This window comes from Paenibacillus psychroresistens (genome assembly GCF_009728935.1).
GTDB classification, from domain to species: domain Bacteria; phylum Bacillota; class Bacilli; order Paenibacillales; family NBRC-103111; genus Paenibacillus_AC; species Paenibacillus_AC psychroresistens.
On the sequence record NZ_CP034235.1, the window covers coordinates 3,544,084 to 3,566,627 of the forward strand.

Annotated in this window: 25 protein-coding genes; all 25 read left to right on the forward strand. The window is 39.2% G+C overall.

The features are described 5' to 3' along the window. Positions 1 to 8: 8 nt before the first annotated feature. Entirely contained in the window at positions 9 to 278 is a 270-nt protein-coding gene (fliQ, locus tag EHS13_RS15895; protein ID WP_155701279.1) for a flagellar biosynthesis protein FliQ, read from the forward strand. Positions 279 to 287: 9 nt separating this feature from the next. Next, positions 288 to 1,064: a flagellar biosynthetic protein FliR gene (fliR, locus tag EHS13_RS15900; RefSeq protein WP_155701280.1), complete on the forward strand. Its 777-nt coding sequence runs from the start codon at positions 288 to 290 to the stop codon at positions 1,062 to 1,064. Positions 1,065 to 1,098: 34 nt separating this feature from the next. Further along, positions 1,099 to 2,190: a flagellar biosynthesis protein FlhB gene (gene flhB, locus EHS13_RS15905; protein ID WP_155701281.1), complete on the forward strand. Its 1,092-nt coding sequence runs from the start codon at positions 1,099 to 1,101 to the stop codon at positions 2,188 to 2,190. A 39-nt stretch (positions 2,191 to 2,229) separates the two neighbouring features. Further along, the gene (gene flhA, locus EHS13_RS15910) at positions 2,230 to 4,263 is read left to right on the forward strand and encodes a flagellar biosynthesis protein FlhA (RefSeq protein WP_155701282.1); all 2,034 of its coding nucleotides are present in this window, start codon (positions 2,230 to 2,232) and stop codon (positions 4,261 to 4,263) included. Next, positions 4,260 to 5,504, forward strand: a complete 1,245-nt coding sequence (flhF, locus tag EHS13_RS15915) for a flagellar biosynthesis GTPase FlhF (protein WP_155701283.1) — start codon at positions 4,260 to 4,262, stop codon at positions 5,502 to 5,504. The genes flhA and flhF overlap by 4 nt, the downstream gene beginning before the upstream one ends. Next, positions 5,497 to 6,372, forward strand: coding sequence for a MinD/ParA family protein (locus EHS13_RS15920; RefSeq protein WP_155701284.1), 876 nt, complete (start codon positions 5,497 to 5,499; stop codon positions 6,370 to 6,372). Before flhF ends, EHS13_RS15920 begins: the two co-directional genes overlap by 8 nt. 52 nt (positions 6,373 to 6,424) lie before the next feature. Continuing rightward, on the forward strand, positions 6,425 to 7,480 hold the full coding sequence (locus tag EHS13_RS15925) for a protein-glutamate methylesterase/protein-glutamine glutaminase (RefSeq protein ID WP_155701285.1): 1,056 nt from the start codon (positions 6,425 to 6,427) through the stop codon (positions 7,478 to 7,480). Between the two features lie 35 nt (positions 7,481 to 7,515). Next, positions 7,516 to 9,573, forward strand: coding sequence for a chemotaxis protein CheA (locus EHS13_RS15930; RefSeq protein WP_155701286.1), 2,058 nt, complete (start codon positions 7,516 to 7,518; stop codon positions 9,571 to 9,573). A gap of 30 nt (positions 9,574 to 9,603) precedes the next feature. Beyond that, positions 9,604 to 10,065 carry a chemotaxis protein CheW gene (locus EHS13_RS15935; protein WP_155701287.1) on the forward strand — a complete coding sequence of 154 codons (462 nt, stop codon included), beginning with the start codon at positions 9,604 to 9,606 and terminating at the stop codon, positions 10,063 to 10,065. Between the two features lie 39 nt (positions 10,066 to 10,104). Beyond that, complete coding sequence (locus EHS13_RS15940) at positions 10,105 to 10,692, forward strand: chemotaxis protein CheC (RefSeq protein ID WP_155705384.1); 588 nt, start codon at positions 10,105 to 10,107, stop codon at positions 10,690 to 10,692. Further along, positions 10,689 to 11,183 (forward strand): chemotaxis protein CheD, encoded by a 495-nt coding sequence (locus EHS13_RS15945; RefSeq protein WP_155701288.1) that lies wholly within the window; start codon positions 10,689 to 10,691, stop codon positions 11,181 to 11,183. The genes EHS13_RS15940 and EHS13_RS15945 overlap by 4 nt, the downstream gene beginning before the upstream one ends. 3 nt (positions 11,184 to 11,186) lie before the next feature. After that, complete coding sequence (locus EHS13_RS15950; protein ID WP_155701289.1) at positions 11,187 to 11,573, forward strand: hypothetical protein; 387 nt, start codon at positions 11,187 to 11,189, stop codon at positions 11,571 to 11,573. A 15-nt stretch (positions 11,574 to 11,588) separates the two neighbouring features. Continuing rightward, positions 11,589 to 12,377, forward strand: coding sequence for a FliA/WhiG family RNA polymerase sigma factor (locus EHS13_RS15955; RefSeq protein ID WP_155701290.1), 789 nt, complete (start codon positions 11,589 to 11,591; stop codon positions 12,375 to 12,377). Between the two features lie 22 nt (positions 12,378 to 12,399). Next, entirely contained in the window at positions 12,400 to 13,809 is a 1,410-nt protein-coding gene (locus EHS13_RS15960) for a flagellar assembly protein A (protein ID WP_155701291.1), read from the forward strand. 16 nt (positions 13,810 to 13,825) lie between these two features. Beyond that, positions 13,826 to 14,158 (forward strand): hypothetical protein, encoded by a 333-nt coding sequence (locus EHS13_RS15965; RefSeq protein ID WP_155701292.1) that lies wholly within the window; start codon positions 13,826 to 13,828, stop codon positions 14,156 to 14,158. Positions 14,159 to 14,189: 31 nt separating this feature from the next. After that, entirely contained in the window at positions 14,190 to 14,711 is a 522-nt protein-coding gene (locus EHS13_RS15970; RefSeq protein WP_155701293.1) for a DUF6115 domain-containing protein, read from the forward strand. Next, positions 14,704 to 15,246 carry a hypothetical protein gene (locus EHS13_RS15975; RefSeq protein ID WP_155701294.1) on the forward strand — a complete coding sequence of 181 codons (543 nt, stop codon included), beginning with the start codon at positions 14,704 to 14,706 and terminating at the stop codon, positions 15,244 to 15,246. Before EHS13_RS15970 ends, EHS13_RS15975 begins: the two co-directional genes overlap by 8 nt. Positions 15,247 to 15,458: 212 nt before the next feature. Beyond that, positions 15,459 to 16,157, forward strand: coding sequence for a 30S ribosomal protein S2 (rpsB, locus tag EHS13_RS15980; RefSeq protein ID WP_155701295.1), 699 nt, complete (start codon positions 15,459 to 15,461; stop codon positions 16,155 to 16,157). Positions 16,158 to 16,302: 145 nt separating this feature from the next. Next, entirely contained in the window at positions 16,303 to 16,953 is a 651-nt protein-coding gene (tsf, locus tag EHS13_RS15985) for a translation elongation factor Ts (protein ID WP_155701296.1), read from the forward strand. Between the two features lie 75 nt (positions 16,954 to 17,028). Then, entirely contained in the window at positions 17,029 to 17,757 is a 729-nt protein-coding gene (pyrH, locus tag EHS13_RS15990) for a UMP kinase (protein WP_155701297.1), read from the forward strand. Continuing rightward, a complete protein-coding gene (gene frr, locus EHS13_RS15995) occupies positions 17,757 to 18,311 on the forward strand; it encodes a ribosome recycling factor (protein WP_155701298.1) in 555 nt (184 codons plus the stop codon). Before pyrH ends, frr begins: the two co-directional genes overlap by 1 nt. 7 nt (positions 18,312 to 18,318) lie before the next feature. Beyond that, positions 18,319 to 19,083 (forward strand): undecaprenyl pyrophosphate synthase, encoded by a 765-nt coding sequence (locus EHS13_RS16000; protein ID WP_155701299.1) that lies wholly within the window; start codon positions 18,319 to 18,321, stop codon positions 19,081 to 19,083. Positions 19,084 to 19,100: 17 nt separating this feature from the next. After that, positions 19,101 to 19,907 carry a phosphatidate cytidylyltransferase gene (locus EHS13_RS16005; RefSeq protein ID WP_319633427.1) on the forward strand — a complete coding sequence of 269 codons (807 nt, stop codon included), beginning with the start codon at positions 19,101 to 19,103 and terminating at the stop codon, positions 19,905 to 19,907. Between the two features lie 18 nt (positions 19,908 to 19,925). Further along, positions 19,926 to 21,068 carry a 1-deoxy-D-xylulose-5-phosphate reductoisomerase gene (locus tag EHS13_RS16010; RefSeq protein WP_155705385.1) on the forward strand — a complete coding sequence of 381 codons (1,143 nt, stop codon included), beginning with the start codon at positions 19,926 to 19,928 and terminating at the stop codon, positions 21,066 to 21,068. Between the two features lie 212 nt (positions 21,069 to 21,280). Continuing rightward, positions 21,281 to 22,537 (forward strand): RIP metalloprotease RseP, encoded by a 1,257-nt coding sequence (gene rseP, locus EHS13_RS16015; protein WP_155701301.1) that lies wholly within the window; start codon positions 21,281 to 21,283, stop codon positions 22,535 to 22,537. The last annotated feature ends 7 nt before the right edge of the window (positions 22,538 to 22,544 follow it).

A 22,544-nucleotide genomic window follows, 5' to 3' on the forward strand; every position in this document is an offset into this window, starting at 1 on the left:
GATCTATCATGACTTCCGAGTTTGTCATTAAGTTAGCGGGAGAAGCGGTATTTACGGTTCTCAAAGCCAGTGCACCTATGCTTGTCATTGCTTTAGTTGTTGGATTAATTATCAGTATTTTTCAAGCTACCACACAAATACAAGAGCAAACATTAGCATTTGTTCCGAAGATTGTAGCTGTGCTCTTTAGTATTTTGATCTTTGGACCTTGGATTCTAAGTACTTTAGTAGATTTTACTTATAATCTTCTCAATAACCTTTACAAATATGCTGGGTAAGGTGAGTTGATGGGGGTCATTCTGCAGTATTTGCCTAATTTGTTGCTGGTTTTTTGTCGAATTAGCTCGTTTTTTGTCGTAGCACCCGTATTCTCAGCTAAAAATGTACCGATGCAATTTAAAATTGGGTTAGCTTTTTTTATTTCATTGCTTGCTTTTTCGACGATTGATCAGAATGCTATGGTTTTTGATAGTGTTTATATTGTTGCTATGATGAAAGAAATAGTTATCGGACTTTTACTTGGTTTTGTTGCTTATCTCTTTTTCACAGTTGTACAAATTTCAGGTTCCTTTATAGACATGCAAATGGGGTTCAGTATGGCGAATATCATTGATCCTATGTCGGGTACACAAAGTCCGATACTAGGTAATTTGAAATTTATGCTTGCCGTCTTACTGTTTATCACATTTAATGGGGATCATTATTTTATACACGCGATTGTGGATAGTTATAGATGGGTACCTCTATCGAATGAGGCATTTGCTCACATATATAATGGTCAGGTATCTGAATTTTTGCTAATTTCGTTTGCTAAAGTGTTTGCGTTAGCTTTTCAAATGGCTGCTCCGATGATTGCAGCTTTATTCCTAATCGATGTTGGATTAGGTATCTTAGCAAGAACCGCACCACAGTTTAACATTTTTGTTATTGGCATGCCCCTAAAAGTTTTAGTTGGATTTATACTGTTAACATTATTGTTTCCAAGCTTTTTAAACTTATTTTCTGAATTGTTCACGATGATGTTTGGTGCAATGCAGAAGTTGTTGGAGCTATTAGGAAGCTAAGATACTTAGTTTTATTGTTTTAGGAGGTTGAGTAGTGCCGAAGTTTAGACTACAGCTTGATCTTCAGTTGTTTTCACAAGAAAAAACGGAATCTGCTACACCTAAGAAGAGACAAGAGGCCAGGAAGAAAGGTCAGGTTGCAAAAAGCAGTGAGCTGCCTGGTGCTTTTATTTTGTTATTTACCTTTTTGTCTTTTATGATGTTTGGTGCTTTTTTGAAAAAACACTTTTTCAATATATTTAATTTAACTTTCTCTGATTACCTGCTTTCTGATATTACGATCCCTAATGTAGTTACTTTATTCGGAAAACTTATGATTGAAGGCTTAATATTGCTCACACCTATTTTTTTCGTAACCATGCTCCTCGCCTTGATGGGAAATTATTTGCAAATCGGGTTATTGTTCACGGGTGATCCGCTTTTGATGAAGTTTAGTAAAATTAATCCATTAGAAGGAGCCAAGAAAATATTCGGGCTTCGTTCTATTGTAGAATTTTTAAAATCAATGCTAAAAGTTACCGTTGTTGGAGTTGTAGTTTACATAACTTTATCAGGTCAAATCAACCAAATTATGAAGTTGTCACACATATCTTTGGAAAATACGTTAAGCTTTGTAGCTTCTATTACTATAAGGCTTGGCATTACAATAGGTGCCATTTTAGTGGTGCTAGCTCTATTCGATTACATTTATCAAAAATATGAGCATGAAAAAAGCTTAAAGATGTCAAAGCAAGATATTAAAGATGAATATAAGAAGTCCGAGGGTGATCCCTTAATTAAAGGGAAAATCAAAGAAAGACAGCGTAAGCTTGCCATGCAGCGAATGATGCAGGAAATTCCTAATGCAGATGTGATCATTACCAACCCGACTCATTATGCGATTGCGCTTAAGTACAATGCTACTGCAATGGAAGCACCTAAAGTCATTGCCAAAGGTAAAGATTATTTAGCACTCAAGATCAGAGAGATTGCGAAATCGAACAATATTGTCATGATGGAAAACAAACCTTTAGCTCGGGCTTTGTACGATCAGGTTGAACTTGGTGAATCAATCCCGGCTGATTTATTTCAGGCTGTTGCAGAGGTTCTCGCCTATGTTTACAAGATTAAAGGTAAATCCAGTTAATAAGCAAAAATAGAAATAACAAAGGAGGAGCGTCAAGCAATGAAAATTAAGGATATCGTCATTTTAGTAAGTATCATTGGTATTGTCTTGATGATGGTAGTCCCCTTACCGATTTTACTGTTAGACGTTCTTCTTATTATTAATATCACATTAGCGTTAATTATTTTGCTGGTTTCTATGAATACCAAAGAAGCACTTGAATTCTCGATTTTCCCTTCTCTCTTGCTGATTACGACATTATTTCGATTAGCGCTGAACATTTCCACGACTCGGAATATTTTGGCGAAGCATGAGGCAGGGAATGTTGTTGCTACTTTTGGTTCCTTCGTTTCTGAAGGGAATATTGTTGTCGGACTCGTAGTATTTCTTATTCTTGTAATTGTGCAATTTATCGTAATTACTAAGGGTGCTGAACGTGTTGCTGAAGTAGGCGCTAGATTTACATTGGATGCAATGCCAGGTAAGCAAATGAGTATTGATGCGGATCTAAATTCCGGATTAATTAATGAGCAGCAAGCAAGAGAGCGACGTAGAAAGATTGAAAAAGAAGCCGATTTTTATGGTGCCATGGATGGTGCCAGTAAATTCGTAAAAGGCGATGCAATTGCAGGGATTATTATTCTAATCATCAATTTAATTGGTGGTTTGATTATTGGAATGACTCAAGCGGGTATGTCTTTTGGTGAAGCAAGCCGGACTTTCTCCGTTCTAACTATTGGAGATGGACTTGTTAGTCAAATTCCAGCGTTACTAATCTCAACTGCTGCAGGATTAATTGTGACAAGATCTGCGTCAGAAGGTAACTTAGCGTCTGATTTAACCACACAGCTTTTTTCTTATCCCAAACTACTGTATATCGTTTCAGGAACCATATTTTTATTGGGAACATTCACGCCTATATCGATCTTTACAACTTACCCTATTGCCATAATTCTCTATATAACAGCGAGAAAAATGCAATCCAACCTACAGCGTAAAGAGGTTGAAAATGTCCAGATGGAAGAAGAGCAGCAAATTGAGGAAGTTCGAAGTCCCGAGAGTGTTATAAGTCTCCTGCAAGTGGATCCAATCGAATTTGAATTTGGATATGGACTGATTCCATTGGCTGATATTCAGCAAGGCGGCGATTTGTTAGACAGAATTATCTTAATTCGTCGACAATGTGCCTTAGAATTGGGTGTAGTGGTACCTGTTATCCGAATTCGCGACAATATTCAACTAAAACCTAATGAATATATGATCAAAATTAAAGGAAATATGGTGGCTCGTGGTGAATTATTACTAAATCACTATTTAGCTATGAGTCCTGGAATTGATGATGATTCAATTTCGGGAATTGAAACAACAGAGCCTGCTTTTGGTCTGCCTGCTATTTGGATAGATGAAGCAATGAAAGAGAGAGCAGAGCTTTCCGGGTATACGGTTGTCGATCCGCCATCTGTAGTTGCGACACATTTAACGGAAGTGATTAAAAAGCACGCACATGAGTTGGTTGGACGCCAAGAAACGAAAACTTTGGTGGAAAGTGTCAAAGAATCTTATCCTGCGCTAGTAGACGATTTAATCCCAAGTATGCTGTCGATTGGTGACGTGCAGAAGGTGCTGTCGAAGCTGCTTAGAGAAAAAATTTCCGTACGTGACTTAGTTACCATTTTAGAGACGTTAGCTGATAATGGTGGTTATACTAAAGATCCGGAGATTCTAACGGAGTATGTAAGGCAGGCATTATCTCGTCAAATCACACAACAATATGCTTCATCAGGGGATTCCTTAAAGGTAATCACAGTAGGGCCTGCATTGGAGAAACGGATAGCTGAAGCTGTTCAGCAATCTGATCAAGGGTCATACCTTGCACTTGATCCATCCTCTTCACAAATGATCTACCATCGTTTAAACGAACAGGTGAATAAAGCGATTCAATCCGGTCAGCAGCCTGTTATTCTTACCTCACCAACGATACGCATGTATTTAAGACAACTACTTGAACGTACCATGCAAGACATTCCAGTTTTATCGTACAGTGAATTGGAACCAAGTGTTGAAATTCAAAGCATGGGAGTTGTGAATTTATGAGAGTAAAAAAATATATCGTGGATTCAATGCCTGACGCCTTGCAGAAAATTCGAAGTGACTTGGGAAAAGACGCTGTTATTCTGAATACTAAGGAAATCCGGATTGGTGGATTCTTGGGCTTATTCTCCAAAAAGAAAATAGAAGTGATTGCAGCGTTAGATACGCAAGCCAGCACTAATAAAGCAAAGCCTATTCTAAAACAAGAAATAAAAACACCAATTGCACAAGCTCAAGCTACAGCAGCAAGTGTTCTAGCTCAAATCAGCTCAGTAGCTGTTTTAGAGGAACCGTTGCCTTATGTGCCGGATGTTATCTTAAACCATATGCCTCCCATTGTTGTGGATAAATCAGTTGCCAAAGATGATACAGTGCTTACTGAGATTCGACAGATGAAAGAAATGATGAGTAAGCTTGCATCGCGATCACAATTTACAGCAGTAGAACGTCATCCTATACTTGCAGCCTTGGAAGAGCAGTTAATTGCACAGGAAGTAAGCCCATTAATTATTCAACAGGTTCTAGACCGCGTGGATGATGAACTCCTAAGCTCTGGTGATGAGTTAACGGCTAGCAATGTTCATGCAATTGCCAAAAACTATTTGTTGCATCTGATCAAAACCGATGCATCCAAATACATTGCTGCTGACACGAAAGTCGTACATTTTGTTGGACCAACAGGTGTTGGGAAAACTACTACCATTGCCAAAATTGCTGCAGAGCAAGTTCTGAAGCATCACCGTAAGGTTGGTTTTATTACATCAGATACATATCGAATAGCAGCAGTCGAACAATTAAAAACATATGCAACCATATTGAACATTCCGCTTGAAGTTGTTTTTTCACCTCAGGATTTGAATAAGGCTTTTGCTCAGCTTAAAGATCGCGATCTAATCTTTATGGATACGGCTGGTCGCAATTTCCGGAATGAAATGTATGTATCCGAATTACATGCACTTTTACAAGGCAGAGGCAAGAGTGAAACCTTTCTCGTTTTAAGTCTAACAACTAAATATAAAGATATGAAAGTAATTACAGACAACTTTTCAAAGTTCAATTTGGATAAAGTGTTATTCACAAAAATGGATGAAACGGACTCTTATGGTTCGATTGTTAATTTACTGAATGACTTTCCACTAAAACTTTCTTACGTAACTAACGGCCAAAACGTTCCAGACGATATTACAGTGGCTGATGAGCATGCAATCATAAGCCTGATTATGGGGGCTACCAGCGATGAATGATCAGGCACAAAGCTTACGGAATTTGGTCCAATCGCAGAATGAAACTCAAACACGAACAACAAAGGTTATCACAGTCACAAGTGGAAAAGGTGGGGTTGGAAAGTCGAATTTCACCCTTAATTTTGCCCTTACTTTACAGACCAAAGGTTATAAAGTGCTGGTGTTCGATGCTGATATTGGTTTAGCCAATATTGATGTATTAATGGGGATTTCGCCTAAATTTAATTTATATCACCTGCTTAAGCGTGAGAAGACAATATGGGAAATTATTCATAAAGGCTATCACGATTTAGAATTTATAGCAGGAGGCTCTGGATTTACGGATTTATTGCGATTGACTGAGCAGGAGCTGGATTATTTTGCAGAACAAGTAGGCCAGCTTAATGGTCATGTTGATTTTATAATCTTTGATACCGGTGCAGGCTTATCTAAGGAAACGCTTAAATTTATCTTAGCCGCACAGGAAACGATAGTCGTCACTACACCTGAACCAACCTCTATTACAGATGCTTATGCGATCATCAAGATGGTGCACAATATGGATTATAAGGTCCCATTCCGTCTAGTAATTAATCGCGTAACAGATGATAAAGAGGGACAATACACAGCTGATAAAATCAGTCTTGTAGCTAGAAAATTCTTACAGATTGAAATTCCAACATTGGGTTATGTACCTGACGATAGCTTTGTTTCCAAAGCAGTAAAAAGGCAAATTCCTTTTACGATAGCGTTTCCCAACAGCAATGCTTCAAGAAGCATTAAAGAGTTAGCGGATCATTTCATCAAAGGTCAAAACATAACAGAAGTTGAAACTCAGGTTTCAGGTGTAAAAGGTTTTTTAAGTAAAATGATTAAACTGCTTAAATAAAGTGAATTTTCCTAACAATTTAGCTATTACATCATGAAGGAGGGGAAAGCGCATGCCACCCTATCAGGTACTTGTTGTTGATGATTCAATATTTATGCGAAAGCTCATTTCCGATTTAATCTCAGAAAACCCGCTTTACACTGTGATAGCAACAGCAAAGAATGGTAGAGATGCTGTTGAGAAAACCAAGCTGCATAAGCCAGATGTTGTTACCATGGATGTAGAAATGCCAGAAATGGATGGTTTACAAGCTTTAAAAATCATTATGATAGAATCCCCTACACCGGTCATAATGCTGAGTAATTTAACGAAAGCAGGGGCCAATGAAACGATTCAAGCCCTAGAGTGGGGTGCTGTGGATTTTGTTAAGAAGCCTTCAGGGTCTATCTCTTTGGACTTACATAAAGTCAAACAGTTGCTTTTTGAGAAGCTTGATATCGCGGTACATTCAAAAGTGAAGAATAACGTTATTCAACCTAGTATCTTGGAACGTAAACCGACGTCAGTCAATAGGTCCATACACAAAGGCTTCAATCAAATTGTTGCTCTTGGTACTTCTACAGGAGGACCGAGAGCCTTGCAGCAGGTGATAAGCATGATTCCAGAAGCTTTCCCTGCACCTATTGTCATAGTGCAACATATGCCGCCTAATTTTACAAAGTCCTTGGCACAAAGATTGGATGCGATTTCGAATATTCGTGTGGTTGAAGCTGAAGACGGCATGCCTTTAGAAGCAAGTACGGCATACATCGCACCTGGTGGATTCCATATGACCATTTATAAAGATGGCTTGAAAAACTTTTGTTTACGTACTTCTAAGGAAGATCCGCGTTCTGGACATCGACCTTCAGTAGATATGATGTTTGAATCATTGATTCCTTTTACAGAGCTTAAGAAATATGTGGTGTTGATGACGGGAATGGGAAGTGATGGAGCCAAAGGGATGCTAGCTTTAAAAAGAGCAGGAGCCGTATCAACCATTGCGGAGTCCGAAGAAACTTGTATAGTGTACGGCATGCCTAGGGCAGCGGTAGAGCTACTTTGTGTAGATCATATCCTGCCACAACAAAAAATTGCTGAGCAATTGATTTTAGATATTGTGAAATAGCGGCATATATTGAAACTTTACGGAGGTGTATGCAATTGGAATTAAATCAATACCTTTCCATGTTTATTGAAGAATCAAAAGAGCATTTGCAAGCATTGAATGATAACCTGATGAATTTGGAGCAAAATCCAAATGATATTGCGATCGTTCACAACATTTTTCGTTCCGCGCATACGTTAAAAGGCATGTCCGCTACAATGGGTTATGAGGATATTGCTTCACTCACGCATCAAATGGAGAATGTACTGGATTTATTGCGTAACCTTAAGCTGCAGATGGATGCGGTGATTTTTGATTGCTTATTTAAGAGTACGGATGCATTAGAAGCCATGGTAGAGGATATTGTGCAAGGTGGAACTGGACGAGCGGATGTTTCGTTAATTGTGACGAATTTGAAGGCTATCGTTGCCGGTGATCATTTGAAACAAACTGCTTCTACAGTGGCTGTAGCCAAGGAAACTATTCCAGCTACAATTATCGATGAGTTTCAATACTCCGTAATGGAGCAGGCATTAGCTTCTGGACATCAAGTTTTTTATGTGGAAGTGGCTGTACGTGATGATTGTGTCTTGAAAGCAGCGAGAGCTTATATGGTTTTTGATGTTTTTGAAAGAAACGGTGAAGTTGTTAAATCGACTCCTTCTGTTCAAGAAATTGAACAAGAGAAATTTGAAAAGGTTTTCTCCGTCTATTTCATCTCTAGTATCTCACAAGAAATACTTGAAAAAAGCATTTCTAATGTTTCTGAGATTGAAAGTGTCAGCGTTGTTCCTATTGATAGTGAAAGCTTGAAGATGGTTACTAGAGAGAACTTTAATGCAGCAAATGAAATTGCGGCAACTGCAGCTCCAGAAAATGTATCCATTGCAGCACCTAGCCCTAACACGGCAGCTCTTAAAGATACATCTGGTCAACAAGCAGCTCCAGCTAATGTGCCCGTATCCAATCGAACGATACGAGTGGATATAGAACGATTGGATTCCTTAATGAATCTATTTAGTGAGCTATTGATTGATCGAGTACGTTTAGAGCAGCTTGCTAGTGAAATTCGTCGTAATGATTTAATCGAAACCGTTGAACATATATCTCGCGTAAGTAGTGATCTTCAGAACATCGTCTTAAAATTACGCATGGTACCTGTTGATACCGTGTTTAATCGTTTTCCAAGAATGATTCGTGATATTGCTAAATCATTAGATAAAAAAGTCGACTTAGTCATTACAGGTGCAGATACAGAGTTGGATAGAACCGTTATTGATGAGATTGGTGATCCATTGGTTCATCTATTGCGAAATGCAGTAGATCATGGAGTTGAGCCAATCACGGATCGAATTGCAGCTGGGAAAACAGAGACAGGAACCATTAATCTGCGAGCCTTCCATAGTGGGAATCACGTATTTATTGAGATCGAAGAGGATGGCAGAGGCATTAATCGTGAAAAAGTCCTAAAGACAGCGATTAAGAATGGGATTGTTGCCGCTGATCAAGCTAGTAAAATGACAGATGAAGATGTTTATCAGCTCTTGTTCGCATCTGGTTTCAGTACAGCAGACAAAATATCAGACATTTCTGGTCGCGGTGTTGGTTTAGATGTTGTGAAGACGAAGATCCATTCGTTAGGTGGACATGTAACCATAGAGTCGAAGCTAGGAGCAGGAACTAAATTTTCTGTACAGCTGCCACTGACTTTATCCATAATATCAGCAATGCTATTGCGTGTTGAGAATGAGAAGTATGCAATTCCACTCAGTTCAATAGTTGAAACGGCTGTGATCCAGAATGATAAGATTCGTACCATTCATGGGAATTTATTCGTGAATTTCCGCAGCAATGTAATTCCGTTAATATCTTTAACGAAATTTTTTGAGATACCTGCTGATCCTAATTTTGTTAGCAATGAAACAGAGATTGTTGTTATCAAAAAAGGCGAAAAACTAGCCGCACTAATCGTCAATGAATTCATTGGCCAGCAAGAAATTGTTTTGAAGACATTAGGTAAATATTTGGCCAATGTTGTTGCCATATCTGGGGCTACGATATTAGGAGATGGACAAGTCGCCTTAATTATCGATACGAACGCTTTGATTAAATAGCACTTATTTTACTTTATGGAGGTACATGATATGGGCGAAGAGGTAAAAGTCATTGTTTTTGCATTAGGTAAAGAAGAATATGGGGTTGAAGTTGAAAAAGTTAGAACAATTGAAAGAATGCAGCCGATTACTCGCGTTCCCAAAACGCTGCCTTTTATCAAAGGTGTAATTAACTTAAGAGGTATCGTAATTCCAATTATTGACTTAAGAGAACGATTTGGAATGCAAGGGAAAGAATATACAGAGAACACGCGTATTATCATCGTAGCTGCTAATGAATTGGAAGTTGGTTTAATCGTAGATTCAGCGAATGATGTTATCGATGTGGATTCGGATACGATTAATGATCCACCTGAGATAGTAGGCGGAATTAGAGCCAAATACTTACGTGGGGTTGCTAGAGTGACAGAAGAACGTTTGTTGGTGCTTCTAAACTTAGGTGAAGTATTAAGTAAAAGCGAAATTATTCAATTAGAGAATATTGAGGAGTAAAACAACGTGAGCGAACTTAAACCATTTGCCGATTTTCATATGGATGTTCTTAAAGAAGTGGGTAATATCGGCGCAGGCCATGCAGCTACCGCTTTATCTAGACTGCTTGATAAGCCAGTGGATATGCTCGTGCCAACCGTAAGAATGGTTCCATTTGAGGAAATCTCCAATAGTGTGGGAGGCTCAGAGCAGGTTGTTATTGCTATTTTCTTAAGAGTAGAAGGAGAAACACCTGGTAATATCTTTTTTATTCTAAGTCAAGAGTCTGCCAAAAAAATGCTGAGAAACCTGGTAGGGATAGAAGTCGAAAACGAAGATAGCTACTCAGAGATGGAAATATCAGCATTGAATGAAATCGGCAATATTCTAGCAGGCTCCTATTTAACCTCTCTTGCAGATTTCACTAATCTTTATATGGTTCCTACCGTCCCCTCTTTGGCTATAGATATGGCAGGTGCAATTCTGAGCTATGGTTTATTGCAATATGGGGAAATGGGGGATCATGCTCTCTTTATTGATACCAAATTTTTGGATGGCACGGATGAAATCGAAGGGCATTTCTTTTTAATCCCTGACCCAGAATCCTTTCAAAAAATATTCTTAGCTTTAGGAGTATCCCCACAATGATTCAAGACAATTTTATAAAAGTTGCTATGGCTGACCTAAAGGTTGTTAATTTAACTGGTATCTTAAAAACAACTGGTTTAGGCTCTTGTGTGGGAGTTACTTTGTACGATGCCAAAGCTAAGGTTGCAGGCATGGCGCACGTTATGCTGCCTTCATCTGAAATAGCCAAAGAAGGTACGCTAAATGTAGCCAAATATGCAGATACGGCTATTCCGGATATGATTGAAAAAATGAAAGCACTTGGAGCAAATGTATCTCGATTAGAAGCGAAAATGGCTGGTGGAGCACAAATGTTCGCTTTTTCCAGTCAAAGTGATACGATGAGAATTGGTCCGCGGAATGCGGAATCCTGCAAAGAAATGCTGAAAAAATTTGCGATACCATTAAAAGCTGAAGATACGGGTGGAAGCTATGGAAGAACTATTGAGTTTAATTGCGAAACAGGAATGCTTCTTATTCGAAGTGTCCAACATGGAATTAAGGAATTATAAGCGATGATTGGCACCATTCTATGGAATGTAGTGTTAGGAGTATTTGGTTTTATTCTTAGTTTTATTATTTCAATTCCGAATAATATTTTTACTACAGCCCTTAAAAACGGGATCTATAGCGGTATTATTCTTTTCTTAGTCGCATTCCTGTTTAGATGGATTTTTGGAACGCTGTTATTGACAGCTCCAGGGGAAACGCACATTGGTAATAAATTTGATCTGATTACACCTGATGAGTCGGATGAAATTCACCAGCTTATACGGAATGATAAGGAAAAAGAAGCAGAGTCATCTGAGTTTATTCCTTTAAACCCACCTAAATTAGTTTCAAAACGTGTCTTAGAGCCTGAGGAAATGGTAAAGGCAATTCGCCATATGTCAGAAGATTAAGGATGGTGATCGTTCATGATTGCTCCAAAGCAATCTCATTTATCCAATATGGATTTGTGGAAGCAGTGGAAAGAAGAAGAATTGATCGAGGCAAAGAAATCTTTAATAGAATACTATATTCCTTTAGTAGACTTTGTATCTAATCGCTTAGCAATAGGCCTGCCCAAAAATATATTCAAAGAAGATTTGGTCAGTTATGGTATAATGGGCTTAATTGATGCTATAGAAAAGTTTGATTATCAACGAGGGCTGCAATTTGAAACCTATGCTTCCTGGCGAATTCGTGGTGCCATTATTGATGGGCTTCGGCAAGGTGATTGGGTACCTCGTTCTGTTAGAGAAAAAGCAAAAAAAATAGAAGACGCCTATCAGAAGCTGGAGCAAAAACACCTGCGTTCTGTAACGGATGTTGAAATTAGTCAATTTTTACAAATATCAGAAGCTGAATTCCAACAAATGGTTCAGGATGTGGCGATCACTACGATTTGTTCGATTGATGAACCTATTCGTGAAGAAGAGTCGGAAACTAGATTATCACTGCTCATTGATGAGAAAGCTAAAAATCCTGAACATAAAGTCAATGAATTTTTCTTGAAAGAAACCTTGGAAAAGGCCATCGAACGCTTAACTGAAAAAGAACGAATAGTTGTTTCGCTTTTTTACTTTGACGAATTGTCATTAAGTGAAATTGCGGAAGTGATGTCATTGTCACCTTCTCGTATTTCCCAATTACATTCTAAAGCTATTCTTAGATTAAAAGGAACGTTAGGTAGAATGAAAATCCAATTATTTAATGAGCAATAAAGCGGAAGGAAAGTGAATTAATATGAGCGACCAAACTTTTCCACTTGATTTTTATATCAATGTAACGGTATCTAATGATAAATTGACCGCTACTATTCATTTCACTAATTGCGATGAAGATTTTAAATGTTCCAAAGCGCAGCTGGATGCTGTGCTTAAAACAAACTTTATAATTTATGGTGTCCAACACGAAGTATTAAATAACATTGCTAATAATCCGCATCAATATCTTAAATCGAAGACAATAGTTGCTTCTGGGGATACGCCTGTTGAAGGTGAAAGCGGTTATATAAACTTTTTATTCGAATTAAAACGCAAGGGCAAAAAACCATTGGAAATGGAAGACGGTACAGTTGATTATAAAGAAGTAGCAAACATCAACAATGTACGTAAAGGCGAGTTAATTGCTGAACGAATTGTCGCTAAAGATGGAATTAATGGCAAGGCAGTTACAGGTGAAGTGTTATTCGCAAAAACAGGCAAGGAAGATCGCTTCAAAATAGGTAAAAATGTCGTTATGGATGCTGATAAAGTTTTCTTATTTGCTGCCATTGACGGGATGGTTGTCTCTACAGATCGTGAAAAAATCAATGTTTTTCCAATTTTCGAAGTAAATGGCGATGTTGATTATAACACTGGCAATATAGATTTTGTAGGTACCATTGTCATTCGTGGCAACGTTAGATCAGGATTCAAGGTGAAAGCAGATGGAGATATTCGGATCATTGGCAGTGTGGAGGGTGCAGAACTAGATGCTGCAGGCTCAATTGAAATTAGCGCCGGTATTATTGGTCAGAACAAAGGTCTTGTTAAAGCAGGCAAGAATGTTAAAACGGCATTTATCCAGGATGGGATTGTTGAAGCAGGCGAAGATGTGCTTGTATCTCAGAGCATTATGCATTCCACGATTCGTGCTGGTAAAGATGTGATCTGCCAAGGTGTTAAAGGGCTAATTGTTGGTGGAATGATTCAAGCAGGGGAAAAAGTAGCTGCCAGAACCATTGGAAATTCTATGGCTACCAATACCGTTATTGAGGTTGGCGTACTGCCTGAATTACGCAATGAAATGCTTCAATTGAGAGGTCAATTGAGAGTACATATGGAAACTTTGGAGAAGACGGATAAAGCACTTGGAATGCTAGATCAAATGGCAGCGGCCGGATTGTTATCACCTGAAAAAGTCTCGATGAAAATTAGGTTGGCGAACTCTAAGAAACAGACCATAGATGAACAAAATCAATGCAAGGATCGTGTCCTTGAAATAGAGAAGTCGTTAGAGGATACAGAAAAAGCACGAGTAGAGGTAGCTTCCATGATGTATGGGGGAACCAAGATAGTAATCGGCAGGTATACCAAGTTTATTAAAGACCCCATTTCAAGAGTCTATTTTAGATTATTAGATGGCGATATTGTAATGATGACCATACGCTAAGTAAAGAGGCGATCCTATGAGTTTCAAAGCTATCGACATGCAAATTGCTGTTCAGAAAAGCACGGAAACAGGCATGAAGCAGAATCAGCTGATGCATAAGCCTGTTCTGGATCAAGCCATGTTAGCTACAACACTCGAGAGAGGTGCTGAATCTTCACGGCAAAAGAGTAGTAAAGTGGATGAGTCCGTTAACCACGTAATACGTGATGATGAAGAAAATGGCAAAAACAGAATGTTGAAGCAGACTAAAAAGAAACAAGTTAAAGCCGCGGAGACTATGGAGGGATCACGGTCTTCTGTTAGTGGAGGGCATCCCTATAAAGGTAAACATATTGATTTCTCATTATAAATTGTTTCAGTAAATTAAGAAGGTGATCGCAATGTATGAACCCTGGATATTAGTAGTATTGCTTGGTCTGGTATGTATAGTCATTTCTTTTTTTGCGCCTAGATCGGTCACGAATGATAACGCAAATATGGTTAAAGAAATCGAAGATACTATGGAGCATTTTGCAAACGAAATTGAAGAAGAGAATAATCAACTTCTCCAATCCGTTGCTCAAATTAAAACGGATCATGAACAACAAATGAATCGTCTTATAGCTAAAGTAGATCAATTAGAAAAGCAAAATTATGATCTTTCCAGTGAAATAAAGAGCATCGTCTTAAATAAATGGCATGAGCAGAACAAGCAGCCTACAAGAGATCAGTCTGAAGAAGTGACTCCTGTAATAGTAAAAGAAGTTTTGCCTATGCAGATGAAAGAGCGTTATTCGGAGCTTTTTTCCTTACATGAACAAGGAAAGGCTGTTGAATATATAGCTAAAAAATTGAATTTGAATAAAGGCGAAGTCCAGTTGATTATTCAGCTTGCGAAGCAGGAGGAACAAAATCGTGTTTAAAAATAAAGGATTCCTGTACGGGTTAGGGCTAGGCCTGATCTTGGGGGCGGGTCTTTTGCAATTAATGAATTTTTCTGTAATGGATGACAAGACGATTAACAATGAAATTCAAAGCCCGTCGCCATCTATTTCGCCTTCTGTAGTACCAACGGCCTCCCTAGCACCTTTCTCAACCATTAAACCAACTAAACCAACAGAAACTACAGATATTCCAGCTGCACCAAGCTCAACTCCAACAACAATTCCCGTAGAAACTCCAGCCGCATCTAAAACAGATGAGCCAGCTGTCCCTACTACAGCTCCAGCAGCAACTATTGTAGATCCTTCTGGTACGTCTGTGATCATTGAAAATGGAATGACCTCATCAGAGGTTTCGAGCTTATTATTCGAAAAGGGGATTATTGAGGACAAAAAAGCATTTGATAATGCGCTTAGTCAACTCAAGCTAGATCGGATCATTCGGATTGGTACATTCACATTTCTCCCCGATGAGAAGGACGAAGATATCATTAATAAAATAACGACTCGTAAATAAAGCTTCATTCTTTCAATAGGACACTAAGGTTAATCACTTTTAAAAAGACGTTTTTAAACTTGCATCAGAACTATCAATTATGATATAGTAATTGACGGTGTTATCACACACGCTATTCAATTCAGGTAAGGGTGCTTTCTATGAAAGTCTTATGTTGAAGGTGCGACTAGCGGAGGTAAACAAAAAAAACCAAAACATGAGGAGGAAAGAAGATGGCAGTAATCTCCATGAAGCAGCTATTGGAAGCCGGAGTACACTTCGGTCACCAAACGCGTCGCTGGAACCCGAAAATGGATCGTTACATCTTCACAGAAAGAAACGGTATTTATATCATTGACCTACAAAAAACGGTCAAGAAGGTTGACGAGGCTTACAACTTTGTAAAATCCGTCGGTGCCGACAATGGAACGATTTTGTTCGTAGGAACAAAAAAGCAAGCTCAGGATTCAGTTGCTGAAGAAGCAGCACGTTGTGGAATGTTCTATATCAACCAACGTTGGTTGGGCGGTACTTTAACAAACTTCCAAACGATTCAAAAGCGTATTGACCGTTTGCATCAATTAGAGAAATGGGAAGTTGATGGAACATTCGAAGTACTTCCTAAGAAAGAAGTAATCATTCTTCGTAAAGAAAAAGATCGTCTAGAGAAGTTTTTAGGCGGAATTAAAGGCATGAAAGGTTTACCAAGCGCATTGTTCATTATTGATCCGCGTAAAGAGCGTATTGCAGTAGCAGAAGCTCGCAAATTAGGTATTCCAATCGTGGGCATTGTTGATACAAACTGCGATCCGGATGAAATCGATTATGTCATTCCTGGTAATGATGATGCGATTCGTGCCGTAAAGCTTTTGACTGCAAAAATGGCTGATGCTATTATTGAAGGTCGCCAAGGCGAACAAACAACTGCTTAATCATATAGCAAACACAAAAGGGTGGGTTGATGGTGTAGTAACCCATCACCACTCTTTTTTTAAGATTACGAAATTTTTTTTACAAAAACTCAGATGATGCTTACGAAGAAAGTTATTATACAAAAACTCTAAGGAGGAATTATAAATGGCAGTAACAGCAGCAATGGTTAAAGAGGTTCGTGAAAGAACTGGAGCAGGAATGCTTGATTGTAAAAAAGCACTAGATGAAGTAAATGGTGATATTGAGAAAGCATTAGATTTGCTTCGTGAAAAAGGTTTGTCCGCGGCTGCTAATAAAGCTGGACGGATTGCAACTGAAGGCGCAGTAGGTTCTTATATTCATGCAGGCGGACGAATTGGTGTGCTAGTTGAAGTTAACTGTGAAACTGATTTTGTAGCTAACACGGATGAATTTAAAGCGTTTGTTAAAGATATTGCTATGCAAATTTCAGCTTCTAACCCACGTTATGTGAGAAGAGAAGAAGTACCTCAGGAAGATTTGGATAAAGAACGCGAAATCTTGAGAGCACAAGCTCTAAACGAAGGCAAACCAGAGAAAATTGTTGAGAAAATGGTCGATGGCCGCATTTCCAAATATTACGAAGAATTTTGTTTAATGGAGCAATCATTTATTAAAGATCCCGATAAAACTATCGCATCTTTGTTGAATGAAAAAATCGGTAAAATTGGCGAAAACATTACCATTCGTCGTTTCCAACGCTTCGAACTAGGCGAAGGACTTGAGAAAAAAGTAGATAATTTTGTCGAAGAAGTTATGGCACAAACACAAAAATAAACAAACAAGCTGAAACTATGTTGGAACACCTATGTGTTCCTTCTTTTTTAAGCTTTAGTAACGGGAGGAATTAAAATGGAACAACCCAAATACAGACGTATCGTACTCAAATTAAGCGGGGAAGCTCTTGCAGGTCAATTGGGATATGGAATTGATTCGCAGACCATTGTATCCATTGCGGAGCAAGTTAAGAAAGTCCACGAATTAAACATTGAAATCGCGATCGTAGTCGGTGGCGGTAATATCTGGCGCGGCATTGCAGGCAGTGCTAAAGGAATAGATCGGGCTACTGCAGATTATATGGGAATGCTAGCTACTGTAATGAATTCACTTGCATTACAAGATGCATTAGAGAATGTTGGCGTACCTACACGTGTACAGAGCTCAATTACCATGCAGCAGGTCGCAGAGCCCTACATAAGAAGAAGAGCCATGCGGCATCTTGAAAAGGGCAGAGTCGTTATTTTCGCGGCTGGCACAGGCAATCCTTACTTCTCAACAGATACAACTGCAGCACTTCGGGCAGCTGAAATTGAAGCCGAAGTCATCCTAATGGCTAAGAACAAAGTGGATGGTGTTTATTCCGCCGATCCTTCCAAAGATCCGACAGCAGTGAAGTTTGAAACGTTAACTTATATGGACATGCTGAATAAGAATTTAGGCGTCATGGATGCAACAGCCGCTTCACTTTGTATGGATAACAATATTCCACTAATTGTTTTTTCAATCACAGAAGAGGGCAATATTAGACGTGTTGTGCTTGGTGAACAAATCGGTACTATTATCAGAGGGAGTGTATCCTAATGCCACTGGCAATTAAAAAAGACTTAGAAGAACGTATGGAAAAAGCGATCGTTTCATTAAAAAAAGAATTAGCTTCTTTTCGTGCAGGCCGTGCTTCATCTGCGCTTTTGGATCGGATTCAAGTTGAATATTACGGCGCACTAACACCTGTGACACAGCTAGCTAATATCAATACACCAGACTCACGCACTTTGCTGATTCAACCTTGGGATAAGTCGTCTATGGGAGCCATTGAAAAAGCAATTCTGAAATCTGATTTGGGTTTAAATCCTTCCAATGATGGGATCGCAATTCGCATTAGCATTCCTGCTTTAACCGAGGAAAGACGTGCAGATTTAGTGAAATTAACAAAACGTTCGGGTGAAGAGGCAAAAGTGGCTATTCGTAACATTCGTCGTGATGCTAATGATGCTATCAAGAAATTAGAAAAAGCGGGCATATCTGAGGATGAGTCCAGAGGTCATCAAGAGGATATCCAAAAAACTACGGACAAATATATTGTAGAAGTAGATAGGACCTTAGTTACCAAAGAAAAAGAAATAATGGAAGTGTAACCACACGATGATGGACTGGATAAAAGGGCTGGGTAAAAAAAAATCCGTGAGCTTACAATCGGAAATATCGGTGCATAAGGTACCTCATCATGTTGCCATTATCATGGATGGTAATGGGCGCTGGGCTAAAAAACGAGGTTTGCCGCGTATTGCCGGTCATCATTCTGGGATGAAAGCTGTTAAGAGAATAACCATTGCTGCTGACGAAATAGGTGTTAAAATTTTGACCTTATACGCCTTCTCCACAGAGAATTGGTCTCGTCCACGCGATGAGGTTGATTATTTGATGAAGCTTCCGCAGCAATTTTTATTACTTGAACTAAACGAGCTTATTGAGAAGAACGTTCAAGTTCGCGTCATTGGATGGCGAGAAGGTCTCCCTGAGTACACTCTTGAAGCATTGGATGAAGCGGTAGATAGAACGAAAAACAATACCGGGCTTATCCTTAACTTTGCTTTGAATTATGGCAGTCGCAAAGAAATGCTCGAAGGCATGAAACGAGTGACTGTGGATATTCAAGCGGGTAAAGTCCATTTAGAGCAGCTCGATGAGGAAATGTTCTCCAGTTATTTACAGACCGACGAGCTGCCAGATCCGGATTTATTAATCCGAACAAGTGGTGAGCAGCGTTTAAGCAATTTTATGCTTTGGCAGCTGGCTTACACGGAATTATATTTTACAGCTTGTTATTGGCCGGATTTTTCCAAAGAGCATTTTTTTGAAGCCATCGAACAATACCAGCAGCGTATTCGTAGATATGGTGGTCTGTAAGTTTTTATGATGGAGGAATGAAGTTGAAGCAGCGCTTAGTTACTGGACTTATCGCAGGCGTTTTTTTTCTAGGAGTATTAATTCTCGGAGGCTATTTGTTTACCGCACTTATTATGGGACTCGCCGTAATTGGTTTTGATGAATACATGAGAATGCTTAAATTGAAAGAAAGCCGAATCCTCTATCTTCTGGGGCTAATCGGTGTGATTATCATTGGTGTTCCATGGCATCAATTTGGAATCGAACAAATACTTTCATGGGAAAAGATCATCTGGATGTTTATGTTATTATTCTTATTCACTACTGTTGTTACAAAGAATAAAGTATCGTTAAATCAAGCAGGATTAGTCTTTATTGGTATTGTCTATTTGGGCTTAGGCTTTCATTATATTATGGAAACACGATTGTTGGATTCAAATGGGTTATTCTGGACTTCACTTGTGCTAATTGGCATATGGTCTGCAGACTCAGGAGCTTATTTTGGCGGCGTACTGTTTGGTAAGCATTTATTATGGCCTGCAATCAGTCCTAAGAAGACATATGAAGGTGCAGTGGGCGGTATTATTTTAGCTGTTATTGTGAGTTTAATATTCTCCTATTTTAAGCCGGAGTTATTGTCGATACGTGATGCTATTATCTTAGGAGTTGTCATTGCGATAATTGGACAAGTCGGTGATTTTATCCAATCAGCCTATAAACGTACCTACGGGATTAAAGATACAGGAGCGTTATTACCTGGTCACGGCGGCGTGTTAGATCGAGTGGATAGCTGGCTGATTGTATTTCCCTTCGTTCATTTTTTAGGATTAATTCCGCATTTATAAGGCTTGGGAGGCAATATGATAAAAAGAATCAGCATTCTAGGATCTACTGGATCCATTGGGACGCAAACACTAGATGTCATTGCACATGATAGGGAAAGCTATCAGGTTGAAGCACTTTCAGCAGGCTCGAATGTTTCGTTATTACTGGAACAAATCAAACAATTTCAGCCTAAAAAAGTATCGGTAGCAACAAAAGCATTAGCTGATGAAGTATCGTCTTACATAACAGGGGCAACCGAGGTTTTCTATGGTGAAGCTGGACTAATTGAGATTGCAGCATCAACGGATGCTGATTTTGTTGTTTCTGCGCTAGTGGGAAGCCAAGGGTTAAGGCCGACCTTAGCAGCCATTGCAGCAGGCAAAAATATTGGACTAGCTAATAAAGAAACTTTGATTACAGCAGGCCATTTGGTGACTGAGAAGGTACTTAAACATGGAGTTTCGCTGATTCCCATTGATAGTGAGCATTCGGCTATATTTCAATGCTTGAATGGAGAAAAACGAGCTCAGCTATCGAAGATAATTATTACGGCATCGGGTGGCTCGTTTCGGGATAGAAGCCGTGAGCAATTAAAAGATGTTACCGTAGCAGAAGCGCTGCGACATCCCAATTGGGCTATGGGAGCAAAAATTACAATTGATTCAGCCACTATGGTCAATAAAGGACTAGAAGTTATGGAGGCACATTGGTTATTTCAGCTTCCGTATGAGCAAATTGAAGTCATGCTTCATCCCCAGAGTATCATTCATTCCATGGTTGAATTCGTCGATTATAGTGTCATGGCTCAATTAGGCAATCCGGATATGCGTGTGCCGATTCAATATGCTCTAACTTACCCGAATAGGTTCCCAACTCCAACGAAGCCGTTGAAGCTAACAGAGATAGGTACCTTACAATTCCAAGAGATGGATTATGAACGTTTTCCTTGTTTGCGTATGGCATTTGAAGCAGGTAAAGAAGGTGGCTCTGTCCCAACTGTATATAGTGCTGCCAATGAAATCGCCGTTGCTCGATTTCTGGCTGGTGAAATTAAGTTTCTCCAAATTGAAGAAATTATTGAACGTGTGATGCAATTGCATCAATCCGTAGCTAATCCTGATTTAGAGCAGATAGCTTATACAGATCGTTGGGCAAGGGAAAAGGCTGCTGCTATCAACTGATCTCAGTCCGTAAGGGAAAGATGAATGGGAATAGCTGTGAGTTTGTATTATTGTTATGAATAATGTTAATCTTATATCATAAACATTAAGCAAACTCAGATAATGAGCTCATGCTTATGAAGTTTATGCTTACGATGACAGCTTGCCAAGGCAAGCTTGGTTTATGCTTACGATGTGAGTTTTCTTGAAGAAAACTCTAAGGAGGAACCATAATGCAATCGATCCAAATCGGCTTACAGATCGTGCTCATGTTTTTTGTTTTGGTGTCGCTGCATGAATGGGGGCATTATTATTTTGCGAAAAGAGCGGGCATATTAGTACGCGAATTTGCCATCGGCTTTGGCCCCAAAATCTTCTCTTATACCAAAGGTGAAACTAGATATACACTACGTTTACTGCCAATTGGCGGGTTTGTGCGCATGGCGGGTGAAGATCCAGAGATTGTGATTATTCAGCCTGGGCAACGTGTTGCACTTCAGATCAAGGACAATCAGGTCACTCATTTATTCACAGATCAGTTAGATCAGCGCTCTCTGGCTATTCAAGGGACTGTGGAGCAAATTGATCTGGAAAAGCAATTATTTGTTATGCTGAGTATTGAAGGTGATACGGAGCGCTTTGACGTGCACCCACAAGCAATAATGGTCACTAAAGGTCGCGAAACGCAAATTGCTCCATTGGATCGTCAGTTTGGCAGCAAAACAGTGTCGCAGCGTGCTTTGTCGATATTCGCTGGTCCACTGATGAATTTCTTGCTCGCTTTTGTTTTGTTTGTGCTTTTTGTAGCATTGAGCGGTGTGGCAAGCAATGTTAAGCTGGATACAGTAAATGCTGATTCACCTGCTGCAAAAGCAGGTTTACTAGCTGGAGACATTATTAAAGAAGTCAATCATATCCCAATAAATGCAGATCGTGAGAAATTTATCGATTTGATTCAAAAATCGAAAGATCAACCAATGAATTGGATTATTATAAGAGGCCAAGAGGAAAAACAAACCGAGGTTACACCTGCGCTTGACAATGGAAGTCCTAAAGTTGGGGTAGTCGTAGGTTTTGACAGCCGTAATGCTTCTTTTAAGGAAGTAGTCACTAGCAGCTGGGATACTATGGTTTATTGGACGAAAAGCATTGTTTCAGGCTTGAAAAAGCTTGTGCTTGGACAATTCAAAATGGATGAATTAAGCGGACCCGTAGGAACGATTCAAATTACTTCGCAGATAGCCCATGAAGGCATCAAGCCGATGATCCTCTGGTCAGGAATTTTGAGCTTATATTTAGGCTTATTTAATCTCTTGCCATTCCCGGCATTAGACGGAAGTCGATTGGTATTCTTAGGTATTGAGGCTGTTAGAGGCAAACCTGTTGATCCTAGTCGGGAAAGTGTAGTTCACTTTATTGGGTTTGCGATGTTAATGCTATTAATGATTGTTGTAACATATAACGATATTCTCCGCTTAATTAATGGTTAGTGGAAGG